Consider the following 20,922-nt stretch of genomic DNA (forward strand, 5'->3'; position numbering starts at 1 on the left):
ACTTATCGCAAATGCCCCTCGATGCTGCGAAGCTGTTTGACTTCGACCGCTTATTTGAAGATCTCACCGCCGAAGGATTCGGCGATTGGGCCGCGACGCTAAAACGCGAAACCGCAGCCGCTCTTTCCAGCGACGGGCACGGAAGCCTGACCACGTGGATTGATGCCTGGACAAAATTGCCAGACATCGCAGCCGACACCATCCGCCTGGATCAGGGTGCGGTCGAAGCGACTGGCCTCATCAGCGACGATGAACGTGCAGAACTGCGGACGACACTGCAGCAGTTTCATCCATGGCGTAAAGGCCCGTTCAGGCTGTTCGATATCGACATCGATACCGAATGGAGGTCCGACTGGAAGTGGGACCGGCTGCAGAACCATGTTGAACTTCGAGATCGGCGCATTCTGGATGTTGGCTGCGGCAACGGCTACTTCGGATGGCGAATGTTGGCCGCCGGGGCAAGTCTGGTGCTCGGGCTGGATCCCTTTCTGCTGTACGTGATGCAGCATGAAGTCCTTCGCCGCTACCTCGGGCCAAGCTGCCCGAATTACGTTCTGCCCGCGACAGATGCGATAATTCCGCCACGCCTGAATGCGTTTGACGTCACGTTTTCGATGGGAGTTCTATACCATCGGACCAGTCCAGTCGACCACCTTAAGGCGCTGCACGACAGCCTGAAAACCGGCGGACAGTTGGTGCTCGAGACGTTGATTGTCGATGGCGACGCAAGGCGCGTGCTGGTACCGGAAGGTCGTTACGCCAAGATGCGCAACGTATGGTTCCTTCCCACCGTGCCGATGCTGGAACTGTGGCTACGACGGACAAAGTTCACCGACATCCGTCTGATCGATATCACAGCGACATCCACCGACGAACAACGCAGCACGGATTGGATGACCTTCGAGTCGCTGCCCGATTTCCTCGACCCGGCTGACCAGACCAAAACAATTGAAGGCTACCCGGCTCCTGTGCGAGCGATCCTGACCGCCACAGGTACCTAGCTTGTTGGCGATGCAACTGCGGCTGAGCCAGCAATTACTCAGCCGGTGAGTCGGTCGCTTGCGTGCCACGTCGACCTGGCTTGAAGTAGCGTTTGGATTCGTTGACGGCCGTCCGCCGCGTCGCGATTCGCACCAGCAAGCTGACGAAGTAATCCTTCCAGCCGGGAATTACATACTGACGCCGCTTTTCCAAAGCCGCCAGCGCTGTCCGAACGACTCTTGACGGAGTCTGCGATGAGTGCTTTTCCAGCCAGCCCGGTGCTCCTGCGGTACTGAAGAATTCCGTTTCGGTCACACCAGGACACAGTGCCAAAACAGTGACGCCTCGACTGCGAGCTTCCGCCCACAGGGCTTCGCTGAAATGCAGGACATAGGACTTGCTTGCCGCATAGGCGGCCATGAATGCGACCGGCTGAAAACCGGCCACAGACGACACGTTAACCACTGCCCCGTGCTTGCGTTCGAGCATTCCAGGAAGTGCTCGGTAGGTCAGGTCGGTCAGCGTGTTGACGTTCAGGTAGATCATCCGCTGAACCTCAGCCGGATCCGTCGTGTCGATTTCGCCAATCATCCCAATGCCAGCGTTGTTGATCAGTAGTTCCAGATCAACGCCCAGATTTTCGACTTCGTCATACAGCTTCTTTGCTGCGTCCGGAGTCGCCAGATCGATGGTCACGATATGACATTTCGTGCCATGCTTCGTCAGCAGATCGTTGGCCAATGCATTCATCCGTTCCGTGCGTCGCGCCGCCAGGATCAAATGCATGCCTCGCCCCGCCAGCCGCGCAGCGAACTCCGCGCCGATGCCCGATGAGGCACCCGTCACAAGAGCCCAACGATCGTTAAATGTGTCCAGCAAAGGAAACAGGTCTCCATTTGATCAACGTCGAACAGCGGTCACTTGGTGAATCGCACCACTGGCGCGTATCCTATCACTTTCTCAGTGGCCGTCATGGCTTTCCCGCAAATTCCTTCTCGGCTTCTGCCAGGATTCAACTTTCAGTGCGTTCTGCGGGGTGTTGTTGTACGTGGCGAAGGCCTGTTGTCGGTCAAGACAACGTATTTGGACTTGGACAATGACAGAAGACAGGCAGCTTTGGATGACGCGTGAGGAGTCGCGACAAATCGATCAGGCGGCCGTCAGTGAACTCGGACTCACCGGCCCGCTACTGATGGAAAATGCAGCTCGGGCCGCTTGTGATGTGATTCTGCGGATGTCAATTACGGGAAACATCACAATCGTGTGCGGACTGGGCAACAACGGTGGCGATGGTTTTGCCCTGGCTCGCCAACTTGCTGCTGTGGGTGTGATTCCTCAGGTCGTTTTGATGACTGGCGGCAAAGATCTGTCTGACGACGCCAGCTTTAACCGCAGTGTTTGGCTGGCGGCAGGTTTTGATGTTTTAGACGCGGACAAATCTGGACAGCCTCACGCGGCCGTCGGTGAACTCGGCGAAAACGACCTGATCGTTGACTGCTTACTGGGCACTGGAATTCGAGGTTCAGCTCGGCCACCATTTTCCGAATTCATTTCCGCCATCAACTCATCAGCAGCTCGAGTTCTTGCCGTGGACGTTCCATCCGGACTCGATTGCGAAACGGGCGCCGCCGCTGGCGAAGTTGTTCAAGCCAACCAAACAGTCACATTCGTCGGCATGAAGGTCGGATATCGGAACGCGGCCGCCAAACGATTCACCGGAGCGATCGAAGTTGCACCGATCGGCATTCCCGACCGATGGGTCCGCGACTGGCTCCAGCGCTATCGTTCGTCAGCGTCCTGAACGGCCGGTTCCGTCAACAAAGCTTCCAACTGCACTCGCCCAACATGCCACATAAAATTAGGACCATAGCCGGCAGTGCGCGGCCGATGGCGAGCGACCGCGCGAGCCAAATATCGTCGAGCCTTATCGGGTTTTTCCTGCACGACCATGTGCATTCCAATGTACAGTTCTGTGTAGAACAGCCGCTTGTCACGTTCAGTCGCCGGAAGATCTGCGGGAATCTCCGCCAGTGCTTCGTCTGGCGACAGGGTGCCGTCAAACATCCGGTAGACGGCTGGAAACGGCTCGCGATCGTCTTTGTCGTAACGAAGCAGTTCTTTTTTTGCCGTCTGGGCGTCGCTAGCTTTGTACTGAGACAGGTATCTCCAGATTCCGTTCTCACGGTCGACGTCGTCAAATGAATGATACTTTTCAAACTGAGCCACCGCCTGCTTCGGCTGATCGGCAAAGAACAGTGCGATGCCCAGCCGCCAGTGCGAAGCATCCTGAGTCGGATCGAGCTGCACCATGGCCTTGTATTCTTTGACAGCTTCCGGAAACCGCCCCAGAAAGAACAACGCATCTCCACGCCGCGAATGAATCCGAACAGTGCCGGCCGCGGACGCTTCCGGCGTGGGCAGCGATTTCAAAGTCGCCTCAAAATCCCGCCGCTGTGTTCGTCGTTCTGCTTGCGATAACGGGTGCTCTTCGCGCAAAGGTTTACCATCGAGGCTGTCATCGGCAACAACAAGTGCACTGCTAACGGAGAGAGAGACAGCTATCGGCAGCACGGTTAGCAAAGCATTCTCGAAACTGAGCACGGCAGCTTTGGGATAGTTGCGGATCAATAAAACGTTTTCGTTAGGCACTGAAATGGATTTCATTGAGACTACGCAAGAGTATTTTATTATTATTTTACTCGTTTCGAAAATAAAAGGTATTTCTCACACAGTACTGTCCCTAACTATTGATTGAAGTTATCCTTACGGTTCTCGACGCCAAGTCTTTTTTCTTGTTCTGGTTTTCTTAGGAGATTTGAGATGCCCCGTGAAAGAACCCGACGTGCGTTTACGCTGATCGAGTTGCTGGTTGTCATTGCGATCATCGCGATCCTGATTGCCCTGCTGCTGCCTGCCGTCCAACAGGCACGTGAAGCCGCTCGACGGACACAGTGTAAGAACAACTTAAAGCAGTGGGGGTTGGCCCTCCACAATTACCATGATGTTACGAACACTTTTCCGGCCGCACTTATTAATTCGGCGCGCTACAACAATGCGGCCTTTTATTCGAACGGTAACTTCGTGAAAAACACTACCGGGTGGGTCATGCTGTTGCCGTACATTGAACAGGGTAACCTGTATGAGGCCTATAATCATGATTTCGCGGGCGGTCGCGCTGGTGGCTACGGTCACCCGTTTACGCCGTTGGATCCCATGGGCGCTGCCAATGAAGTTGTCACTACAGCCAGAGTTGCCGAACTTGAGTGTCCTTCGGACCCAGTTGCCGGCGAGACCTCAAGCTATGCTGGAGGCACGCCACACTACCATCGCCAGGATGCGCGGCGATCGAGTTACCTTTTTGCAACGGGAGTTTATACAGACTATAGCGCCCCATATTCGGCGTATAGCTCCAGTGTGCGTCGCGGTGCCTTCGGCAACAACGGGGCAGCCAGAATTCGAGACATAAAAGACGGCACCAGTAATTCAATCGCAATCGGCGAATCGATTGGCGGCAACTACAAAACCTCTTCCCATTATGGCCCTTGGGGCCTGCAGGGTGTGCACACGGGTGTTCATGGTCGCGTTGTCAGCAACTCTGACACCGCTATAGACGTTGCCAATACAAACACTAACAACTACCCGCGGGACTGGAGTATCAATTCAGCGTGGGAGGGGCGGGCTGACGGAAAGAACTATGCTTGGGTCTTTGGTAGTGCCCATACCGGCGGTGCTCAATTCCTCATGGCCGACGGATCTGCTCGTTTCCTGAGTGAGAACATCGACTACCATACGTTTGTCCTGTTGAACTACATCCGCGACGGACAGCCCATCGGTGAGTTCTAAGGTGCTAAGCACCACACCGTTTGATCTACCAAGGGAATTGAAGCCGCTTGGGTGTTCGAGTTTCATCCTTGGCCGAATCGAATGTTCTTCGCCGACGAAACGACGTTTCTTTAGAGTGTGACCAGACGAATGGAATGGACCGGTGCAGTAGCGCGACTGCTGTACTGGTCTTTTTTCTTGAGATCGTCAGGTATATTCCTGGGCAACTTAATGGAATAGGTTGTGTTGTGAACGGATTCTGATTATCAACGAGCAACCAGATTTTCAACGGTGACACCGATATTGAATGCTTTGAAATCACGTCACAGAAGTTTCGTCATCGTTACGCCCACCTGATCCTCGATTGCATGGAGAACCCGAAAATGACCCACCGGAATTTGGCCCGAATTATCATGGGCTCACTTCTTACATTGACTATGGCTTTCGCCGCGACTGGATGCGGAGGAGGAGGTGCAGCTGGAGCGGTTCAGGCCGGCGGCACCGTTAAGCTTGGAGGAGAACTCCTGGGCTCCGCCGAAGTGTCACTCATCTCCGGTACAAATGGCTACACGGCCGTGACAGACGGACAAGGGTACTACGATATCAAGGGTGGAGCTGTTCCCGGAAAGTACACCGTTACAGTAAGCAAGTTTGTGAACGCTGACGGAACCCCGATGACCGTTAACGAAGAAGACGGCATGGATTTTGGCCAGTTCGAAGCGATGGACATGGGGGCGGGGGCCGGTGGTAAGGATGGCGGTCCAAAGCAACTTGTTCCCGACAAGTTCACGGCGGAAGCGGACAGCAGTCTTTCGGTGATCATTCCTGATGGTGGAACACACGAAGCGAACGTTGATATCCCAGCCGAATAGCTTTCAGATCTAGGTTTTGCTGTGGCTTAACGCGGAGAGTCCCCGCAGCCCATTCGAGCTAACCACGGTCAGGTCCCTCGAGTTTAGGTCCGGTTGTTATGAGAGTCGTAGCCTCACAGTGGTAGTGAATAAATTTCCAAATGTGTTGTGCTGAGCCCCGTCCGCCTTCGCTGTCGTCTCGGCCTTCAACGCGGAGCTCAGGTCGGCGTGATGGCGGGACGGCTCAGGTCTGTCGAGCTCGAGCTAAAGGCTGCACGGCCGCGAACAGTTTCGGTGTCTGGTAGTCCAACGCACTATGCGGAAAGACTTCGTTGTAGTGGCGATGAAAGTTCGTCGTCACCCACACCGCATCACAAACACTTTCAAATTCGTCTACGTTCAGAAACTCATGACGAAACTTCAAGTTACAGCACTCGAAATATCCATTCTGCCACAGTGATTCTGCCTCAACATACAGCGCCGAGACACCTGTTTGATCCAGCCACTTGCCAATCGCTTTCGCAATGAACTCCGGGCCATTGTCGCTGTGAATGTGATTGGGAACACCGCGAGCTGCTACTTTGTCGTCCCTGAAAGAGTCCGGTCTTTCCTGGCGCGTGGAATTTCAAAATCGTGATGGGCGGCTCGCAGAGGCAGGCGGCGGCAGTGTGGTGCGTCGCTGTGTGCTGCTTTGCTAGGAAATCCACGGCTCCAGCCGCGTGACGAGCCATGAGATCAGCGCATGCGCAATCACGCGCAGCAGCTTCTGTAAGTTTGATCCAGCGGCAGTTAGAACCGCATTGATCTCGTCCGCCTGGCTCCCACACGGACAATCTCGTCGAGCGGACTCCGCTGGTCGCACTGAGCCCGAAAGGAAATCACTTCGGGATTAAGCGGTTGGCCCGCTGGCACTTTGACTCGGTCTGTTTTAGTCTGGCTCAGGGCGTATTCCTTTGCCTACTTCGGGCCGTTGGAGGGGAGAAGTTCCAACAGGATGCGCCACCTTTCTCATTCACTCAAGAACACAACTTTCGACATTACCTCAATGTACAACAGCAGCCTTCGCAACATGGTCGCGATCCGTAGGCTGCGGGGTTGTTCCCAATGGAATCATTGGAATGGCAATCGTTGTCGTTGCAGGCGTTTCGTCTTCTGTGAACAAACCCGGAAGCGCTGCTGTTTGAAAATTCGTGCAGCCTAACTTTGTACCGCGCACTGTCGCAGTTTGTTGGCAGTGAAGACGTTAAAGCAGAACGCGACGACCAGGCCGGGGGCGATGGTCATTGGTACGTTGGCGGTTCCCGCCACAAGATGAGCGACCGCCAGGCTGCTGCCAGTGACGGTTGTCGTCATGGCGGCGGGGAGAACCAGTCTGAGTGGATGATTGATTAATCGGCGGAATAGCCACGTGACAGAACGCACCATCAGCAGTGTGATCATGCAGCTGCCGATCCCCTGCACCAGTCCGGAAACAACGGCCGACTGGCCTCCAGCGGCTGGTGGCTGAGAATTCACAAACCACGCCCAACCGCCCCAGACGAAGAAAGCCAACGCCGCGGACGTGACCACGTAACGCCGACTGGCGACGACGCGATGTGGTGTAACCGGCGCTGCTGTTTTGTCTGTCGCGTCGGGCATTTCGGAAGGCGGAATTGGCGGAGGCAATGACGATTTCGTTGCGTGAAGGATTCCTGCGGCGTGGCCAGCTCCAAATCGTAACGTTAGACTATCCTGCGGTGAAGGTGCTGAAGCGGTTGGGAGTCTTTTTCGTGCGAAACGCGGCCAATTGGTCGTTAGCCCATTCCGAAAACGACTTCCGACGGTCTTCAAATCTGGTCCGCCGATCAAAGCCGCCCCGTGACCCCGAGCAACAGGTCCTATGCCCGACGCATTCCTTAAAAATCTACTCGCAACGCCCGGCACATCGGGGTTCGAGCAAAACATTCAGCAGGTCGTCCGCGACTTTACGTCGGAATTCGCCGACTCGGTCGAAACTGATGTCCATGGCAACGTGGTTGCAACTGTCAATCCGTCGGGCGGCACGAAAATCCTGCTTGACGCTCACTGCGACCAGATTGGACTGCTGGTCCGCCACATCGACGAACAGGGCTTTCTGCGAGTCAGCGCGGTGGGTGGTTGGGACATGCAGATTCTGTTGGGGCAGAAGATGCTGGTTCATACAAAAAGTGGCTCAATCCCCGGCGTGATCGCGCGGAAGCCGATTCACCTGTTGAATGACACGGAAAGGACGACCGTTCCAAAAATTCAGGAACTGTGGATCGACATTGGATCTGCGTCGCCGGAAGAGACGGCTGAAGTTGTGAGCATCGGAGATTCCGTAACACCGGAACCTTCGCTGCGAGAACTACGCAACGGGCGAATTTCCGGAGTCGCGATGGACGACCGCACCGGCGTTTGGGTCATCATGACGGCACTGAAAATGGTGGCCGCTCGGAAGCCATCGTCTGCCGTCTATGGTGTGTCGTCAGTACAGGAAGAGATCGGCCTGCGGGGCGCTCAGACGAGTGCCTACAACGTGAATCCGCAGGTTGCGATCGCTGTCGACGTGACTCATGCGACCGATTGTCCTGGTATTGACCAAAACCAATTCGGTAAAATCTCGATTGGCGGCGGCCCGGTGATTGTCCGCGGCGCCAACGCCAACCCTCGCGTTTTTGATTTGCTGATTTCGACGGCCGAATCGCACGGCATCCCGGTACAAATTAACGCTCTGGCCCGGCCGGCCAGCAACGATGGTGCTGCTATTCAGGTCAGCCGTGGCGGTTGTGCGACGGGGCTTGTGACGATTCCCAACCGCTATATGCACAGCCCGGTGGAAGTTGTTGCGGAATCCGATCTGGAAAACGCGGCTCGACTTTTGGCCGAATTCTGTCTCGCAATTGACTCCGACACGACGTTGATTCCGTAGTGTTTGTTTGAAAACGAAATGAGTCGCACGGCTGGTCCACTTCACTCGGCCTTCGCGACTTGCTGCGCCTCCCTTCGTTCTGATTTATTCGCCCTCCTGCCTAAGATAAGGTCCTTACATGCCCACCTTTCCAACGCGGCTATTCCTCATCGCCGTCCTACTGTTATCGTTTATCCCAACAGCCAAGACTCACGCTGCCGACACGTATGACGTCGGCATTGGCGTGGTCGATATCACGCCGGACTATCCGATTCGCCTGAATGGATTTGGCAACCGTCGCGAAGAATCCGAAGGCGTGTCGCAGCCGATTCACGCGCGAGCGATCGCGATTTCGCAGGGAGACCAACCGCCGCTGGTTTTGGTCGTGCTGGACAGTCTGGGCATACGTACTCCCATGGTTGACGCTGCTGCCGCGAGCATGGCGGAAACTCACAAGCTGCCACGCAAGAATTTGGCCGTCACCTTTTCGCATTCTCATTGCACACCCAAAGTCAACGGAGCGTGTGACAACATCTTCAGTTCGGCGATTCCCGCTGAACACCAAATGCATATCGATCAATACACCGAAGCCCTGACCAGCCATATCGCAACGGCCGCCGCCAAAGCGATTGACTCGCGAAAACCGGCGACTCTGCACTGGGCTGTTGGTGAAGCGAAATTCGCGAAGAATCGTCGCCAGGTCGGCGGACCGGTGGATCACGATTTGCCCATGTTAGTTGTGAAGGACGCTGAAAGCGGAAAGCCGCGAGCCATCTATGTGTCATACGCGTGCCACGCTGTGACACTTTCGTTTAATCAAATTAGCGGCGACTGGCCCGGCTACGCGGCCGCGATGATCGAACGTCAGGTGCCCGGCGTTACGGCGATGGTTTCTATCGGAGCGGGTTCGGACCAAAACCCGGTTAGTGGCGTCACCGGCGATAAAGTGGATGTGGCGGCACAGCAGGGCGTGGAAATCGCGACCGACGTGAAGCGGATGCTGGAGGGTAAGTTGCGTCCGATCACAGGCCAACCGTCTTCTGTATTAAGCAGCATCGAACTGCCGCTAAACGACCTGCCAACTCGTGAACAACTGGTCGAACAAACCGGAAAGGGCCGACCGACCGACAAGTATAATGCAACGACTCAGCTAGCCCGCCTGGACCGTGGCGAAGAACTGATTTCAAAGATCGACTACCCGATTCAAACATGGACCTTCGGCGACAGCTTTTGCATGACGTTTCTGGCAGGCGAAGTTTGCGTGGATTACGCTCTGCGATTGAAGACGGAAATTGATCGCGATCGCTTTTGGCTGAACACGTACAGCAACGACTTCTGTTCTTACATCCCATCAGAACGACTGGCGAAGGAAGGCCGCTACGGGGGCGGGGCTGAAGTTCCCTACTTTGCATTGCCCGCTACGCTAAAGGCCGGACTGGAACAGAAGATTGTCGACGAAGTTCACCGGCAGGTGCCGGACAGTTTTGAACCGCCCGATGTAAAGCCGGCCGACGATACTGCCGCCAAGGGAACTCAGGGAGTACCGCCGAAGCCACCAGAAGATTCACTGAACTGCATTCAGGTGGTGCCGGGTTTGAAGGTCGAATTGGCGGCGGCAGAACCGAATGTGTCGGATCCGGTGGCCATCGACTTCGGAGCTGACGGTCGGCTGTGGGTGGCTGAGATGAACGACTACGGTCAAGGCGTGTATGAAACGTTTCAACAGACCGGTCGGATTCGATGGTTGAAAGACGCCGACAACGATGGCCAATTCGAAACGGCAGGAACCTTCGTCGATGGTCTGCGGTTTCCTACCGACGTGAAGGTTTGGCGCGATGGCGTTTTGATTTGCGATGCGCCGGATATCCTTTTTGCACGCGATGAAGACGGTGACGGCAAAGCTGATTCGACGGAAAAGCTGTTTTCCGGCTTTGAGGTACGGAACGCTCAGGCGCGAGTTAACAGTTTACGTTGGGGGTTAGACAATTGGGTCTACGGAGCTGGCGGCTTGTTTGGCGGCAATATCGTATGTCACAAAACTGGTCAGACCGTTGATTGCCGTAACCGCGACTTTCGTATCAATCCAGACACAGGCGAAATTCAGGCTGTCTCGGGCAGAACGCAGCAGGGCCGAAGTCGCAATGATCGAGGCGACTGGTTTGGCTGTTCTAACGGAACACTCGTTCGAGCCATTCCGTCAGACGAAAACTACGCAGTTCGCAATCCCCTTTCACCGCCAGCGACGCCACCCGGGCTGTCAGCCGACGCGAAAGCTCACCAACTGCTGCCGCCTGAAAACCTGGTGACGTTCGAACTTTCCGGCGCACCGGGGCGAGCGACCTCAGCCTGTGGACTTGGAATTTATCGGGATGTCGTATTGGGTCAGCAGTTTCACAACGACACCTTTACCTGCGAACCCGTCCATCAGTCAGTGCATCGCATCGACGTTACTGAAAACGGGCACGGCTTTACAGGACAGCGCGGAACCGACGAAGTTGATCGTGAATTTCTGAGTTCCACGGATCGCTGGTTCCGTCCTGTGCAGGCACGCACGGGGCCGGACGGAGCTCTCTGGGTTGTGGACATGTACCGCTACGTGATCGAACATTCACGCTGGATCCCTCAGTCCACACTCGCCGAAATCGACGTCAACGCTGGGAGGGGGCGAGGCCGAATTTACCGAGTCACACCTGCGCGGGAGGAAGACGAACCACGTCCCGTCATTCCCGATCTGCAGTCGCTGTCGAACGCGGAACTTGTGACGCAACTGGATTCGCCGAACGGGATCGTGCGGGATTTGGCTCATCAAATGCTGCTCTGGCGCAAGGCTAACGAGACGACGCCAGAACTGCAGCAGCTGGTCCCTGAAGGTACGTCCGACTTTGGGCGAATCCATGCGTTGGCCGTGTTGGACGGCTTGCAAAACCTCGGCGGCGGCAGCAACAAAGACAGCAAGGAACTTAAAGCTGCACTGCTTTCCGCTTTGAAGTCCGGCCGTCCCGAAGTTCAGCGATTCGCCGTAGGTTTAAGCGAACAGTTCTCCGGCAACGATGCCATCGTCAACGCCGTTTTGGCACTGGTCGACAGCGACAATGTGCGAGTGAGACGCCAGGTTGCGTTGTCGCTGGGCAGCTTTGCAGCACAAGCTGATCAACGTCGAACTGAAATTACACTCTCAATCTCGCGGCTACTCAGTCAAAAAGAAAACGACAACTACGTGCGCTCGGCAGCGCTTAGTTCCGTCACGGGTGACATTGTGGACCCCGTGCTTACAACATACTCAAAGTTTCCAGCGGTCGATCAGAACGGCGGTATGTCTCAAAGCCTGGATCTGCTGGCCGCACGTGTCTGTGATTTGGACTCACTGACCGAGTGGCTGCCTGAAATTGTGAAGCGTTCGGCTGCCGCACCCAACGACGTCGCCACCAGAATCCTGACAGCATTGGACGCTCGATCGGACGCTGCAAAAATCGAATCCGATGAAGTATCACATGACCATATTCTCACGCTGTATCAAACGGCGGCGTCGTCTCTTGCAGAAGACGAAGTGACGGACGTCAATCAAGCGATAGCCGCGTTGAAATTTATTGGCCGCCGCAACGGGGCATTCACATCATCGATCCTGAAGCAGGAAGACTTTTCTGCCAGTGCCCGAGCAGACTTAGTCAGCCGCTTTCTGTCGGCTCGCTTTCCAGTCAGCTTACAGAATGCGGCTGCCAGCGCGATCGCTTCAGTTGGTGTCGACGATACGACAGACGTGCTGTTGGAAGCGCTTCCGGCCATTAGTCCTGAAGTTCGCAGTGAAGTTGTTTCTGAGCTCTTGAACCTAGGTGACGGTCCGTCCGCGTTGCTGACGTCGATCGAACAAGGCTCCGTGCGTCCGGAACTGCTGGATGCCGCACAACGCGACAAGCTTTTAAATCACTCGTCCGAGAAGGTTCGATTATTGGCCAAAGCAACACTCGGGGCAGAACGCGAAACTAATCGCACGGCTGTCGTCGCTTCGCTGCAGGGGTGCCTGGATCTGCCCGGCGACGCGAAACGCGGTGAAGCTGTATTCCGCAAGCGATGTTCGTCATGCCACAAGCTGCAGGATCACGGGTTCGTTGTTGGTCCCGACCTACAGGCGCTGACGAATCGCGATCCTAAATGGTTGCTGACCACGATTCTCGACCCGAACAAAGAAGTCGATGCCCGGTACGTTTCGTGGACGGCGGCGACAACTGCCGGCCGAACGGCTTCCGGATTGATTGTGGAAGAATCGGCGAACGAAGTGCGTCTCCGCGAATCCGGCGGCAAAGAACACGTCATCCGTCGCGCCGACATTGACGAGTTCCGCTCATCGCAGAAATCCGTCATGCCTGAAGGTTTGGAAAAAGACATGACACCTCAGGACCTAAGCGACGTGATCGTGTTTGTGTCCAGCCTGAAGTCGACCGCTAAACCGCCCGCAACTACTCAAACGCTGCCACGCCGCGCACCTGAAATCGCACCATTCCTATTGGACGAAACGCAATCTGTTGAGCGGCGTCAGGAAGCGATCGACGCTCGACCGGGGATGGGGCCAGCCATTATTTCGCTTCTGGTCGCAGACTTACCGTCCGACGCGACGTCGGCAGAAACGCTGAAAGAAGAGTACCGTCGTATCCCGTGGATCTGGCGAGTCGCTCTGGCAGTCGGCAAACGTAACGACGGAGGCGAGATTCGTGACCTGTTGGAAGTTTGTTTGCCTGGCGATGGTCAACCCTTGCGAGATTGGCAGGCAGTCGTGATTGGCGGTGGAATCATCAACGGGCTAAGTCAGCAAACGGTTTGGCCGCGTCCGCGAATTGAAGAAGTGCTTGCGGGACTTCCGGCCGTGAAAGCAGCGTGGCCTCGAACGCTGCAACTGGCTTCCGAAATGGCGGACGATGAGGCCGTGAAGCCGGGGACTCGCTACGACGCCCTGCGAATGGTTGCGCTGCGGGACGCTGAAATAGCGATTCCGCAGTTGAAGAAGTACCTGACTGCGACAACACCGAATGCACTGCAAATGGGAGCTGTCAGCGGTCTGGCGGACATCAATTCGCCGGACGCTGCGGCGCTGCTGACCGATGCACTCACATTCCTCAAGGGCCGAAATCGTGAGCTGGCTGTTGACGGCTTGAAACGCTTGAAGCGGAATGAGCCATAGCTCGGTGGACAGTGATCGGCAATTCCTGCCGATGTGAATTCAAGTGAGGAAGTCTGGGCGGTTTCTGCACGGCGGGACCGGGCTAACCCATACGAACGGTTCATTCGCGTCAAGTCGCATAACGCGGCACTCCGATATCGATGGCGTAAGCGCACAGGAATCTCAGTGCGCAGATTTCGGGGCCAACGAAGGACCGTTGGAATGAAGCTGCAGGAATTCGTACGTCGTTTACAACGAGGTTTCGCCGGACTGGCACTCTGTGGTGCCGCCTGGTCCGGCGTTGTCGGAGCAGAAGAAGCTTGCGCCGGCGATCCGTTGATGACGCGCAACACCACCTTCCGCATTCCATTTGCGATCGAAGCGGCCGGCGATTCGCCCGTGCAAAGCACGGCCATTCTGTTTGCATCAGTGGACGGCGGGCCGATGGAACCTGCGCTGCGCGTTCCAGCGACCGCTGGCGGATTCCAGTTTGTTGCGCCGGCCGATGGACTGTACGGATTCGCTGTTCGGATGACCGATGCCAGCGGGCGAGTTCCCGGCGAAGCAGAACCATTGACTCCGGAACTGGAAGTCATTGTGGACACCGTGGCTCCCGATCTAAATCTTCAGCTTGTGGAGACGGCCCCCGGTCAGGTCGATGTCGTCTGGAACAGCGGACAATCAAAGATCGCGCCTGGTTCGGTGCGTTTGGAATACGCTGAAGGTGCAAACGGTCGCTGGCAACCCATTCGTGAGGCCGTGGATTCAACCGGCCGAGTATCCTTGAAAACTCAGCCAGGAACATCCGTTTCTGTGCGAGGCTTTCTGACGGACCTTGCAGGAAACGAAGGCAGCGGAACCGCTCAAGTGGTGCTTGCCGCCAGACCTGAGCCAACCGCTACAAGCTCTCAGTCGGCGGGAAACCAGGCGGCTGCAAACAACCTCGGGCAGCTGAACACTCAACAGCAAAATTCATCTTCACTTCTCGGCCCGAATCCGTTTGCTGCGACTGCACAAAACGCGACTGCCGCGCCTCTGCAAATCCAGCGAACTCAGCAAACACAACCTCAGATTGGGACTGGTTCCGGACCTGCCAACTCACCTGTTCAATCTCAGCAGCAGCCGAATCCATCGCACCAGCAGACGCGTCAGGTGGCGGCACCGCCGCAGCATGTTCAACAGCCACGGCAACAGATGCAGGCGCCGCCACCGCAGCCACGGCAATCTGCACCGCAGCCGCCGCAGCAAGTGGCTCAACAGATGCCAGCTCATCGCTACGCGCCTCCGCCGCAGGTTCGCCAGCAACCGCCACAGAACTTTGTTCAGCCGGGACGACCTTCTGCCGCTGCTATGCCGGCGATGACGATTCGCCCTTCGCCGTCGGGCAGCAATACGGTCAGCGCACATCCGGCCGCATTTGGTGCGCGAACCGCCAACCCAACATCTGGCGGCCCGATGGGCAATGTCGCAATTAGCAACCAAACCTATAACCCGGAAGTGGGCGGCCAACTCGTGACCAGCCCTCAATTTGACCTCGCTTACGAACTGGAAGACGTGGGACCGTCCGGCGTGAGTGCCGTGGAATTGTTCGTCACCGAAGACAACGGTCAGCACTGGTTTCGCTACGGAACAGACGTGGACGTTCGTTCGCCGATGCAGGTCGACGCTCGAGGCGAAGGTACGTTCGGCTTTGCGGTCCGCGTGCGAAACGGGATTGGCTTTACCGAGCCGCCGCCGCAGCCGGGTGACACGCCATCAATTGTCGTAACTGTCGACCAGACTCGACCAACAATCAATCTGGGAACCCCACGCATTATCGCGGATGGTCGCGGACGAATTCAGCTGGACTGGCAGGTCGGCGATCGTAACGCGTCCGCCAGCCCGGTGCGGCTGGAATTTTCAGACAGTCCAACGGGACCGTGGACTCCACTGTTTGATTGGCAACTTGATGCAGGAAGCTACGAGATGCCTGTTCAACCAGGCTTGCCGACGGCCATCTTCTTTCGCCTGCACGCTCGCGACGCGGCTGGCAATGTCGCCACGTCACAAACGCCTCAGGCCCTGGTCGTCGACCAGCAACGACCACGTGCTCGGCTGCTGCGTGTTGAACCGGTTTCGATCAGCAATCGATAGTTCGCGTCTGTGTGCTGTTGCACAGCACCTGGGCGCGACGCAGCGTTGCATAACGCGGTGAAGATTTGACAACTTCGCCGCAGCGACCTTACGCCAGAACTGCTTCGGCGGCGTGCCATTTCGCTCCGTCGCGGATCACGTGTCGGTACAGTGTGTCTCGTTCGACAGGTTCGCGGCCGGCTTCGCGGATCATGCGATGCATCTGATCCACCGTCATGCCTTCCGGCGTTTTGGCGCCCGCGTCGTGGTAGATCAATTCGTGCACAACCGTGCCGTCGATGTCATCCGCACCGTAACTCAGGGCCATTTGAGCCGTCTGTTCGCCCAGCATAATCCAATATGCTTTCACGTGATCGAAGTTGTCCAGCATCAATCGGCCGACAGCCATCATGCGAAGGTCGAACAGGCCGTCTGGCTTGCGGATGTTGTCCAGTTCAGTGTTTTCCGGATGGAACGCCAGCGGGATGAAGGTTTGAAAACCACCGGTTTCGTCCTGTAACTTTCGAAGCCTCAACATGTGATCGATGCGGTGCCTGGCTTGTTCGATATGTCCGTAAAGCATCGTTGCGTTAGACCGCAAGCCAAGTTCGTGAGCAGTGCGATGTACGTCGAACCAGACGTCGCTGTCTGCCTTGTGTTCGCAAAGCTGCTTTCGAATTTCCGGATCGAAAATTTCAGCACCGCCGCCGGGCATGCTGCCAAGGCCGGCTTCGATCATCTGCTCCATGACCCAGCGGATCGACTTTTTGGTGATGAAGCTGAACCAACTGATTTCGACCGGCGTCCACGCCTTAATGTGAATCTCTGGGCACGTCTCGTGAATCGTTCGCACGAGATCCAGATACCAGTCGAACTTCTTTTTGTGGTGAAGTCCACCCACAACATGGATCTCTGTCGCTCCGGCCGCGCGACCTTCTAACGCTCGCGCACGAACACCGGCTTCATCAAACGTGTAGGCCTTTTCGTCCTTCAGGTCCGCTCGAAAGGCGCAAAAGCGACATCGATATACGCAGACGTTAGTCGGGTTCAAGTGGATGTTTGTGTTGTAAAACGCGGCGTTGCCACATTTGCGTTCGCGGACGATGTTGGCCAGGTATCCGAGCGTGTGCAGGTCGGCCGATTCGTCAAGGTAGACGCCGTCATCGAAGCTTAGACGTTCGCCTGCGATCACTTTGTCGGCGATGATTTGGATTGGGGGATCGAGAGTCTGGAACATGCGAATTTGAAATTCTGGATTTTAGATTTGAAACTCTGGGCTTCAGAGTCGCTGCACCCATAGATCGATGCAGCCGAGGATCAGGATGCCGAAACTCACAATGGCATTCACGTTAAAGAACGCAATGTTGACTCGCTGAAGGTCGTCCGGCCGAACCAGCCAATGCTGGTACAACAGCAGAACGCCTATCACTGCGACGCCGACAAGAAAGACCGTGCCCAAACCGGTCAACGACCACAACAGCACCAGCATTGCGATGGTTGCGAGATGACTGACGAACGCGATCCGCAGTGCTCCGGCCACACCAAATTTTGCGGGAATACTGTACAGTCGGCGACCTTTGTCGAAGTCTGAATCCTGGCACGCATAGATGATATCAAAGCCGCCTACCCAAAAGAAAATCACTCCAGCGAGCAGAGTGGGCTGCAACGCAAATTCGTCGCGAACGGCGATCCACGCGGCGATCGGAGACATCATCAGTGCGGCCGATAGCCAATAATGGCACAGGCTGGTCCACCGTTTGGCGTAGCTGTAGCCGAGCAGAAACAACAGGACTGGAACTGCCAGCAGTAACGGCAGTCGCTTCGGCAGAAAGATCAGCGTCGACGCGACAAAGGCCACACTGCACAGCAGAGTAAACAACGTCACCGCCTTCACCGATAGCAGCCCGGCGGGAATATGCCTCACTGCCGTGCGAGGATTCTCAGCGTCCACGTCACGGTCGACCAGTCGATTGAACGCCATCGCTGCGGACCGGGCAAAGACCATGCACAAAAGAATTCCAACGAGGTCACGAATCCGAAATTCTGAATCCGGCTGAACCCACGCCAGCACGGCCGCCAATGCCGCGAACGGAAGTGCAAACACGGTATGACTGAATCGGATCAGTTCCAGAAAATGTCGGATAGTCTGTAGCACAGATTCGGCTGTTGAATTCGTTCGGAGCGGCGTTGCGATCACGGAGCGACACGGCCTCAGAAAATTGGTGTCTTTCTACAATCGCCAGTGACTGGTTCTATCCGCATTTGTCCGTGGTTCAAGTCCCGACATAACGAGAATAAATGGCTCGAGCGGCTGCTGGGTCCTCGGTCCCCTTCACGATCGCTCGACCGTCCGGGAACACTGTCACTTCCAAGTCAGATTCTGCCACCGCGACTCGCACCAGAAACGGATTGGACGTCACAACGCCCGCTGATTCCAGCCGCTTCGCCAGTTCCGGCAGCGAAAGCCGGGTTTTCTCAGGCGGGGAAATCTGAACGGCATTGCGACCGCACAAAATCGTCGATCCGGCCGACTGCGCACCGTCCAGCCACAGCCGTTCCCCCTTCTTACAGGCTGGGCACTCGGTTGATTCTCGCAATTTGGAGACATCCATCTGCCGGAACGACAGATTCCACACGTCGACAATCGTCAACTGTTGAGGAACCGCGTCTTTGTGACCTGTCAGGATTTTCAAGGCCATTGCGGCCTGCAGCGATGCGATCACGCCGATAGCGGGGCCAAGTACGCCGGCTGTGTCGCAGGTTTCCGTCGAACCGGGTGGGGGAGGATTCTGCATCAGACAACGCAGGCACGCCGTCCGGCCAGGAATCACAGGCATCATTTGGCCATGGCTGCCCGTGCAACCGGTGAAGATCCACGGGATGCCGGTCTCCAGCGAGACATCGTTAATTAGGTAGCGAATCTCAAAGTTGTCCGTCCCGTCCATGATCAGATCCACGCCCTCCGCGAATCCTCGAACGTTGTTGAAGTCGGCATCCGCAACGATTGGTTCGATTTCAATTGACGAATTGATCCGCTGCAGACGGTTGACTGCTGCAATCGCTTTGGGCAGGTGAGCCGTCACGTCATCTTCAGTGAACAGCGTTTGCCGCTGTAGGTTGCTGAGTTCCACGAAGTCGCGATCGACGATTCGTAGAAAACCAACGCCGGCCCGTGTGAGAGCATCAGCTAGTACACAACCTAATGCTCCGCAGCCGACCAGCAGCACACGACGTTCGGCCAGCGCCTGCTGACCGGCCTGCCCGACGCCGTCGAACAGAATTTGTTTTTGATATCTTGAATCTGAATTCATGGCGCGAAGTGTACGAACTTCTACAGCTGAACGCACACCTTGCCGTCCTGCACACTGGCTTCGTAGCTGGTTTGACACAGCGTTTCGTTTAGACAGTGTCGCCCGCTGGTGACGTCAAACTGCCATCCGTGCCAGGGACAGGTGACGATGCTGCCATCAAGAGCCCCCTTGCCCAACGGCCCACCAGCGTGAGGGCAGATGCCGTCCAGCACGTGAAACGTTCCGTCGACGTTGAAGACGGCAAAGATGCGACCGTCAGCAACGACTTCAGCGGACTCGCCCGGCGGAACCGATTCGGCATCGATAAGGGGAATCACTTCCGGCATTCGATCACGCCATTGCCGGCTGCTGTACAGGTTCGTCAGTCGACGGCTCATCACCTGACGGCATAATGTTTCCCATCACCTTGAAGATGTCTGAAACACCCGGCTTGAAAACGTCGCCGACCAGAATGTCGACCATATTCGACTTGTACTCAGGATACTCTCTTAGGAACGTGCCGAAGCTGAAGTCTTCTGCATAGAACGCGTAAACCAGCTTGCGAAAGTTTTCAATGCCCTGCTTGTACAGCGGCTGCCACTGCCCGAGTCGCGGGGCCGTCAGGTCGCCTCGCTGCAATGCATCGTGAATCGCATCAGCCGCGAATTCGCCACCCTTGAGCGCGAGATAGACACCGCTGGAATAGACCGGGTCGATAAAGCCGAACGCATCGCCCACGGACAGCCAACCGTTTCCTGCCGTTTCGCTCGAATAGTAGGAGAAGTCTTTCGTGGTGAAGAAATCCGTGCAACGTTCGGCATCGACCAGTCGTTTTTCCAGAGCTGGGCAAAGTTGCAATTCGCGCTGATACACGGTTTCAGCGTCACCGTTTTCTTTTCCGAACATGTGTTCCATGTTGCCTACGCAGCCAATGCTGACCACGTTGTCCGGCAATGGAATAAACCAAAACCATGACTTGTTGTCGGACGTCTGCATGACCAGCGTCGCGCCACCGTCCTTGCCGGGGTCCCGATAGGCGTTCTTCCAGTAGGTCCAGATCGTGCCCTTCTTCAGGTGCGGATCGCGGTCTCGTTGCCCGCGGCGGTTACCGATAAACGCAGTTTGTCCGCTTGCGTCCACCACGACTCGACTGCGAATTTCGCGTTCCGTGCGGCCGCCATCTTCGTTTAGCAATCGACACTTCACGCCGACCGCTACATCACCTTCAAATACGACATCCGTGGCATGTCCAGACGTGTGAACGACGGCTCCCAGTTCTGTCGCGCGGTCCAGCAGCATTTGATCGAACACACCTCGTTCGACCTGCCACGTGACACTGGATTCATGATCGTTGTACATCTCAAAGTAGAACGGCGCAGATTCTTTCACGCCGTTGCTGACGAACTGCACGCTGTACTTGCGCGGAAACGCGGAGGCCTTCATGCGATCCACCATTCCCAAGCGTTTCAGTGGCCAGTAGGTTTCCGGGATCAGCGACTCACCCACGTGAAATCGGGGCAGAGCGGCTCGTTCCAGCAGCAGGACGCTGTATCCATGTTCGGCGACTAAAGCAGCCGTCGTGGCACCTGCCGGACCGCCGCCGATGACAACGACATCGTACGAATCCTCGACAGGCGGAAGATAGTTGACCGGATTTTGTGGGTCGGGCTGAATCATAGCGTGGTGTCGCAGAAATGGGTGGAGGGAGGCAAATTTGCGGCGGGACGAACGTTGCCCGTGCTGGTGTTTTGCCTCAGCTCGGGCTGTTTTGCGAGCGTTAGGCGTCGTACGAGCAGATTCGCTGGA

General features: G+C 56.3%; 16 protein-coding genes and 1 pseudogene. 7 read left to right on the plus strand and 10 right to left on the minus strand.

Annotated features, from left to right (window positions below):
• Positions 1-32 precede the first annotated feature (32 nt).
• On the plus strand, positions 33-1,001 hold the full coding sequence (gene cmoB / locus Fuma_RS02660) for a tRNA 5-methoxyuridine(34)/uridine 5-oxyacetic acid(34) synthase CmoB (protein WP_077028065.1): 969 nt from the start codon (positions 33-35) through the stop codon (positions 999-1,001).
• 34 nt (positions 1,002-1,035) lie between these two features.
• On the opposite strand, the gene Fuma_RS02665 is transcribed toward cmoB, so the two are convergent.
• Complete coding sequence (locus tag Fuma_RS02665; RefSeq protein ID WP_077022768.1) at positions 1,036-1,860, minus strand: SDR family NAD(P)-dependent oxidoreductase; 825 nt, start codon at positions 1,858-1,860, stop codon at positions 1,036-1,038.
• Between the two features lie 217 nt (positions 1,861-2,077).
• Here Fuma_RS02665 and Fuma_RS02670 point away from each other — a divergent pair, with 217 nt between their 5' ends.
• Entirely contained in the window at positions 2,078-2,782 is a 705-nt protein-coding gene (locus tag Fuma_RS02670; protein WP_077022769.1) for an NAD(P)H-hydrate epimerase, read from the plus strand.
• Here Fuma_RS02670 and Fuma_RS02675 read toward each other — a convergent pair.
• Positions 2,761-3,645 carry a tetratricopeptide repeat protein gene (locus Fuma_RS02675; RefSeq protein WP_099091780.1) on the minus strand — a complete coding sequence of 295 codons (885 nt, stop codon included), beginning with the start codon at positions 3,643-3,645 and terminating at the stop codon, positions 2,761-2,763. The two genes, Fuma_RS02670 and Fuma_RS02675, sit on opposite strands and share 22 nt — an antisense overlap.
• A gap of 156 nt (positions 3,646-3,801) precedes the next feature.
• Here Fuma_RS02675 and Fuma_RS02680 point away from each other — a divergent pair, with 156 nt between their 5' ends.
• A complete protein-coding gene (locus Fuma_RS02680; protein WP_077022770.1) occupies positions 3,802-4,824 on the plus strand; it encodes a DUF1559 domain-containing protein in 1,023 nt (340 codons plus the stop codon).
• Between the two features lie 518 nt (positions 4,825-5,342).
• Positions 5,343-5,675 carry a hypothetical protein gene (locus Fuma_RS02685; protein ID WP_145943927.1) on the plus strand — a complete coding sequence of 111 codons (333 nt, stop codon included), beginning with the start codon at positions 5,343-5,345 and terminating at the stop codon, positions 5,673-5,675.
• Between the two features lie 223 nt (positions 5,676-5,898).
• Here the strand turns inward: Fuma_RS02685 and Fuma_RS34045 are convergent, their stop codons facing one another.
• The 3 genes and pseudogenes from Fuma_RS34045 to Fuma_RS02695 form a co-directional block, all read right to left on the minus strand.
• Positions 5,899-6,207: an integrase core domain-containing protein gene (locus Fuma_RS34045; protein WP_083731754.1), complete on the minus strand. Its 309-nt coding sequence runs from the start codon at positions 6,205-6,207 to the stop codon at positions 5,899-5,901.
• A gap of 257 nt (positions 6,208-6,464) precedes the next feature.
• A pseudogene (locus Fuma_RS36975) lies at positions 6,465-6,596 on the minus strand (IS256 family transposase); the annotation flags it as partial.
• 255 nt (positions 6,597-6,851) lie between these two features.
• Positions 6,852-7,292, minus strand: a complete 441-nt coding sequence (locus Fuma_RS02695; RefSeq protein ID WP_077022773.1) for a hypothetical protein — start codon at positions 7,290-7,292, stop codon at positions 6,852-6,854.
• Between the two features lie 241 nt (positions 7,293-7,533).
• Between Fuma_RS02695 and Fuma_RS02700 the strand changes: the two genes are divergently transcribed.
• The 3 genes from Fuma_RS02700 to Fuma_RS02710 all read left to right on the plus strand — a co-directional run bounded on the left by Fuma_RS02700 (position 7,534) and on the right by Fuma_RS02710 (position 15,847).
• On the plus strand, positions 7,534-8,583 hold the full coding sequence (locus tag Fuma_RS02700; RefSeq protein WP_077022774.1) for a M42 family metallopeptidase: 1,050 nt from the start codon (positions 7,534-7,536) through the stop codon (positions 8,581-8,583).
• A gap of 118 nt (positions 8,584-8,701) precedes the next feature.
• A complete protein-coding gene (locus Fuma_RS02705; protein WP_077022775.1) occupies positions 8,702-13,735 on the plus strand; it encodes a neutral/alkaline non-lysosomal ceramidase N-terminal domain-containing protein in 5,034 nt (1,677 codons plus the stop codon).
• Positions 13,736-13,936: 201 nt separating this feature from the next.
• Positions 13,937-15,847 carry a hypothetical protein gene (locus tag Fuma_RS02710; protein ID WP_077022776.1) on the plus strand — a complete coding sequence of 637 codons (1,911 nt, stop codon included), beginning with the start codon at positions 13,937-13,939 and terminating at the stop codon, positions 15,845-15,847.
• Between the two features lie 88 nt (positions 15,848-15,935).
• Here the strand turns inward: Fuma_RS02710 and mqnE are convergent, their stop codons facing one another.
• The 5 genes from mqnE to Fuma_RS02735 all read right to left on the minus strand — a co-directional run bounded on the left by mqnE (position 15,936) and on the right by Fuma_RS02735 (position 20,793).
• Positions 15,936-17,063, minus strand: a complete 1,128-nt coding sequence (gene mqnE / locus Fuma_RS02715) for an aminofutalosine synthase MqnE (protein ID WP_077022777.1) — start codon at positions 17,061-17,063, stop codon at positions 15,936-15,938.
• 42 nt (positions 17,064-17,105) lie between these two features.
• Positions 17,106-17,981 carry a UbiA-like polyprenyltransferase gene (locus tag Fuma_RS02720; RefSeq protein WP_077028067.1) on the minus strand — a complete coding sequence of 292 codons (876 nt, stop codon included), beginning with the start codon at positions 17,979-17,981 and terminating at the stop codon, positions 17,106-17,108.
• A 118-nt stretch (positions 17,982-18,099) separates the two neighbouring features.
• On the minus strand, positions 18,100-19,137 hold the full coding sequence (locus tag Fuma_RS02725) for a ThiF family adenylyltransferase (protein WP_077022778.1): 1,038 nt from the start codon (positions 19,135-19,137) through the stop codon (positions 18,100-18,102).
• A 20-nt stretch (positions 19,138-19,157) separates the two neighbouring features.
• A complete protein-coding gene (locus Fuma_RS02730; protein WP_077028068.1) occupies positions 19,158-19,463 on the minus strand; it encodes a Rieske (2Fe-2S) protein in 306 nt (101 codons plus the stop codon).
• Between the two features lie 4 nt (positions 19,464-19,467).
• Complete coding sequence (locus Fuma_RS02735) at positions 19,468-20,793, minus strand: NAD(P)/FAD-dependent oxidoreductase (RefSeq protein ID WP_077022779.1); 1,326 nt, start codon at positions 20,791-20,793, stop codon at positions 19,468-19,470.
• Positions 20,794-20,922 lie beyond the last annotated feature (129 nt).

It is taken from the genome of Fuerstiella marisgermanici (genome assembly GCF_001983935.1).
Classification (GTDB): Bacteria; Planctomycetota; Planctomycetia; order Planctomycetales; family Planctomycetaceae; genus Fuerstiella; species Fuerstiella marisgermanici.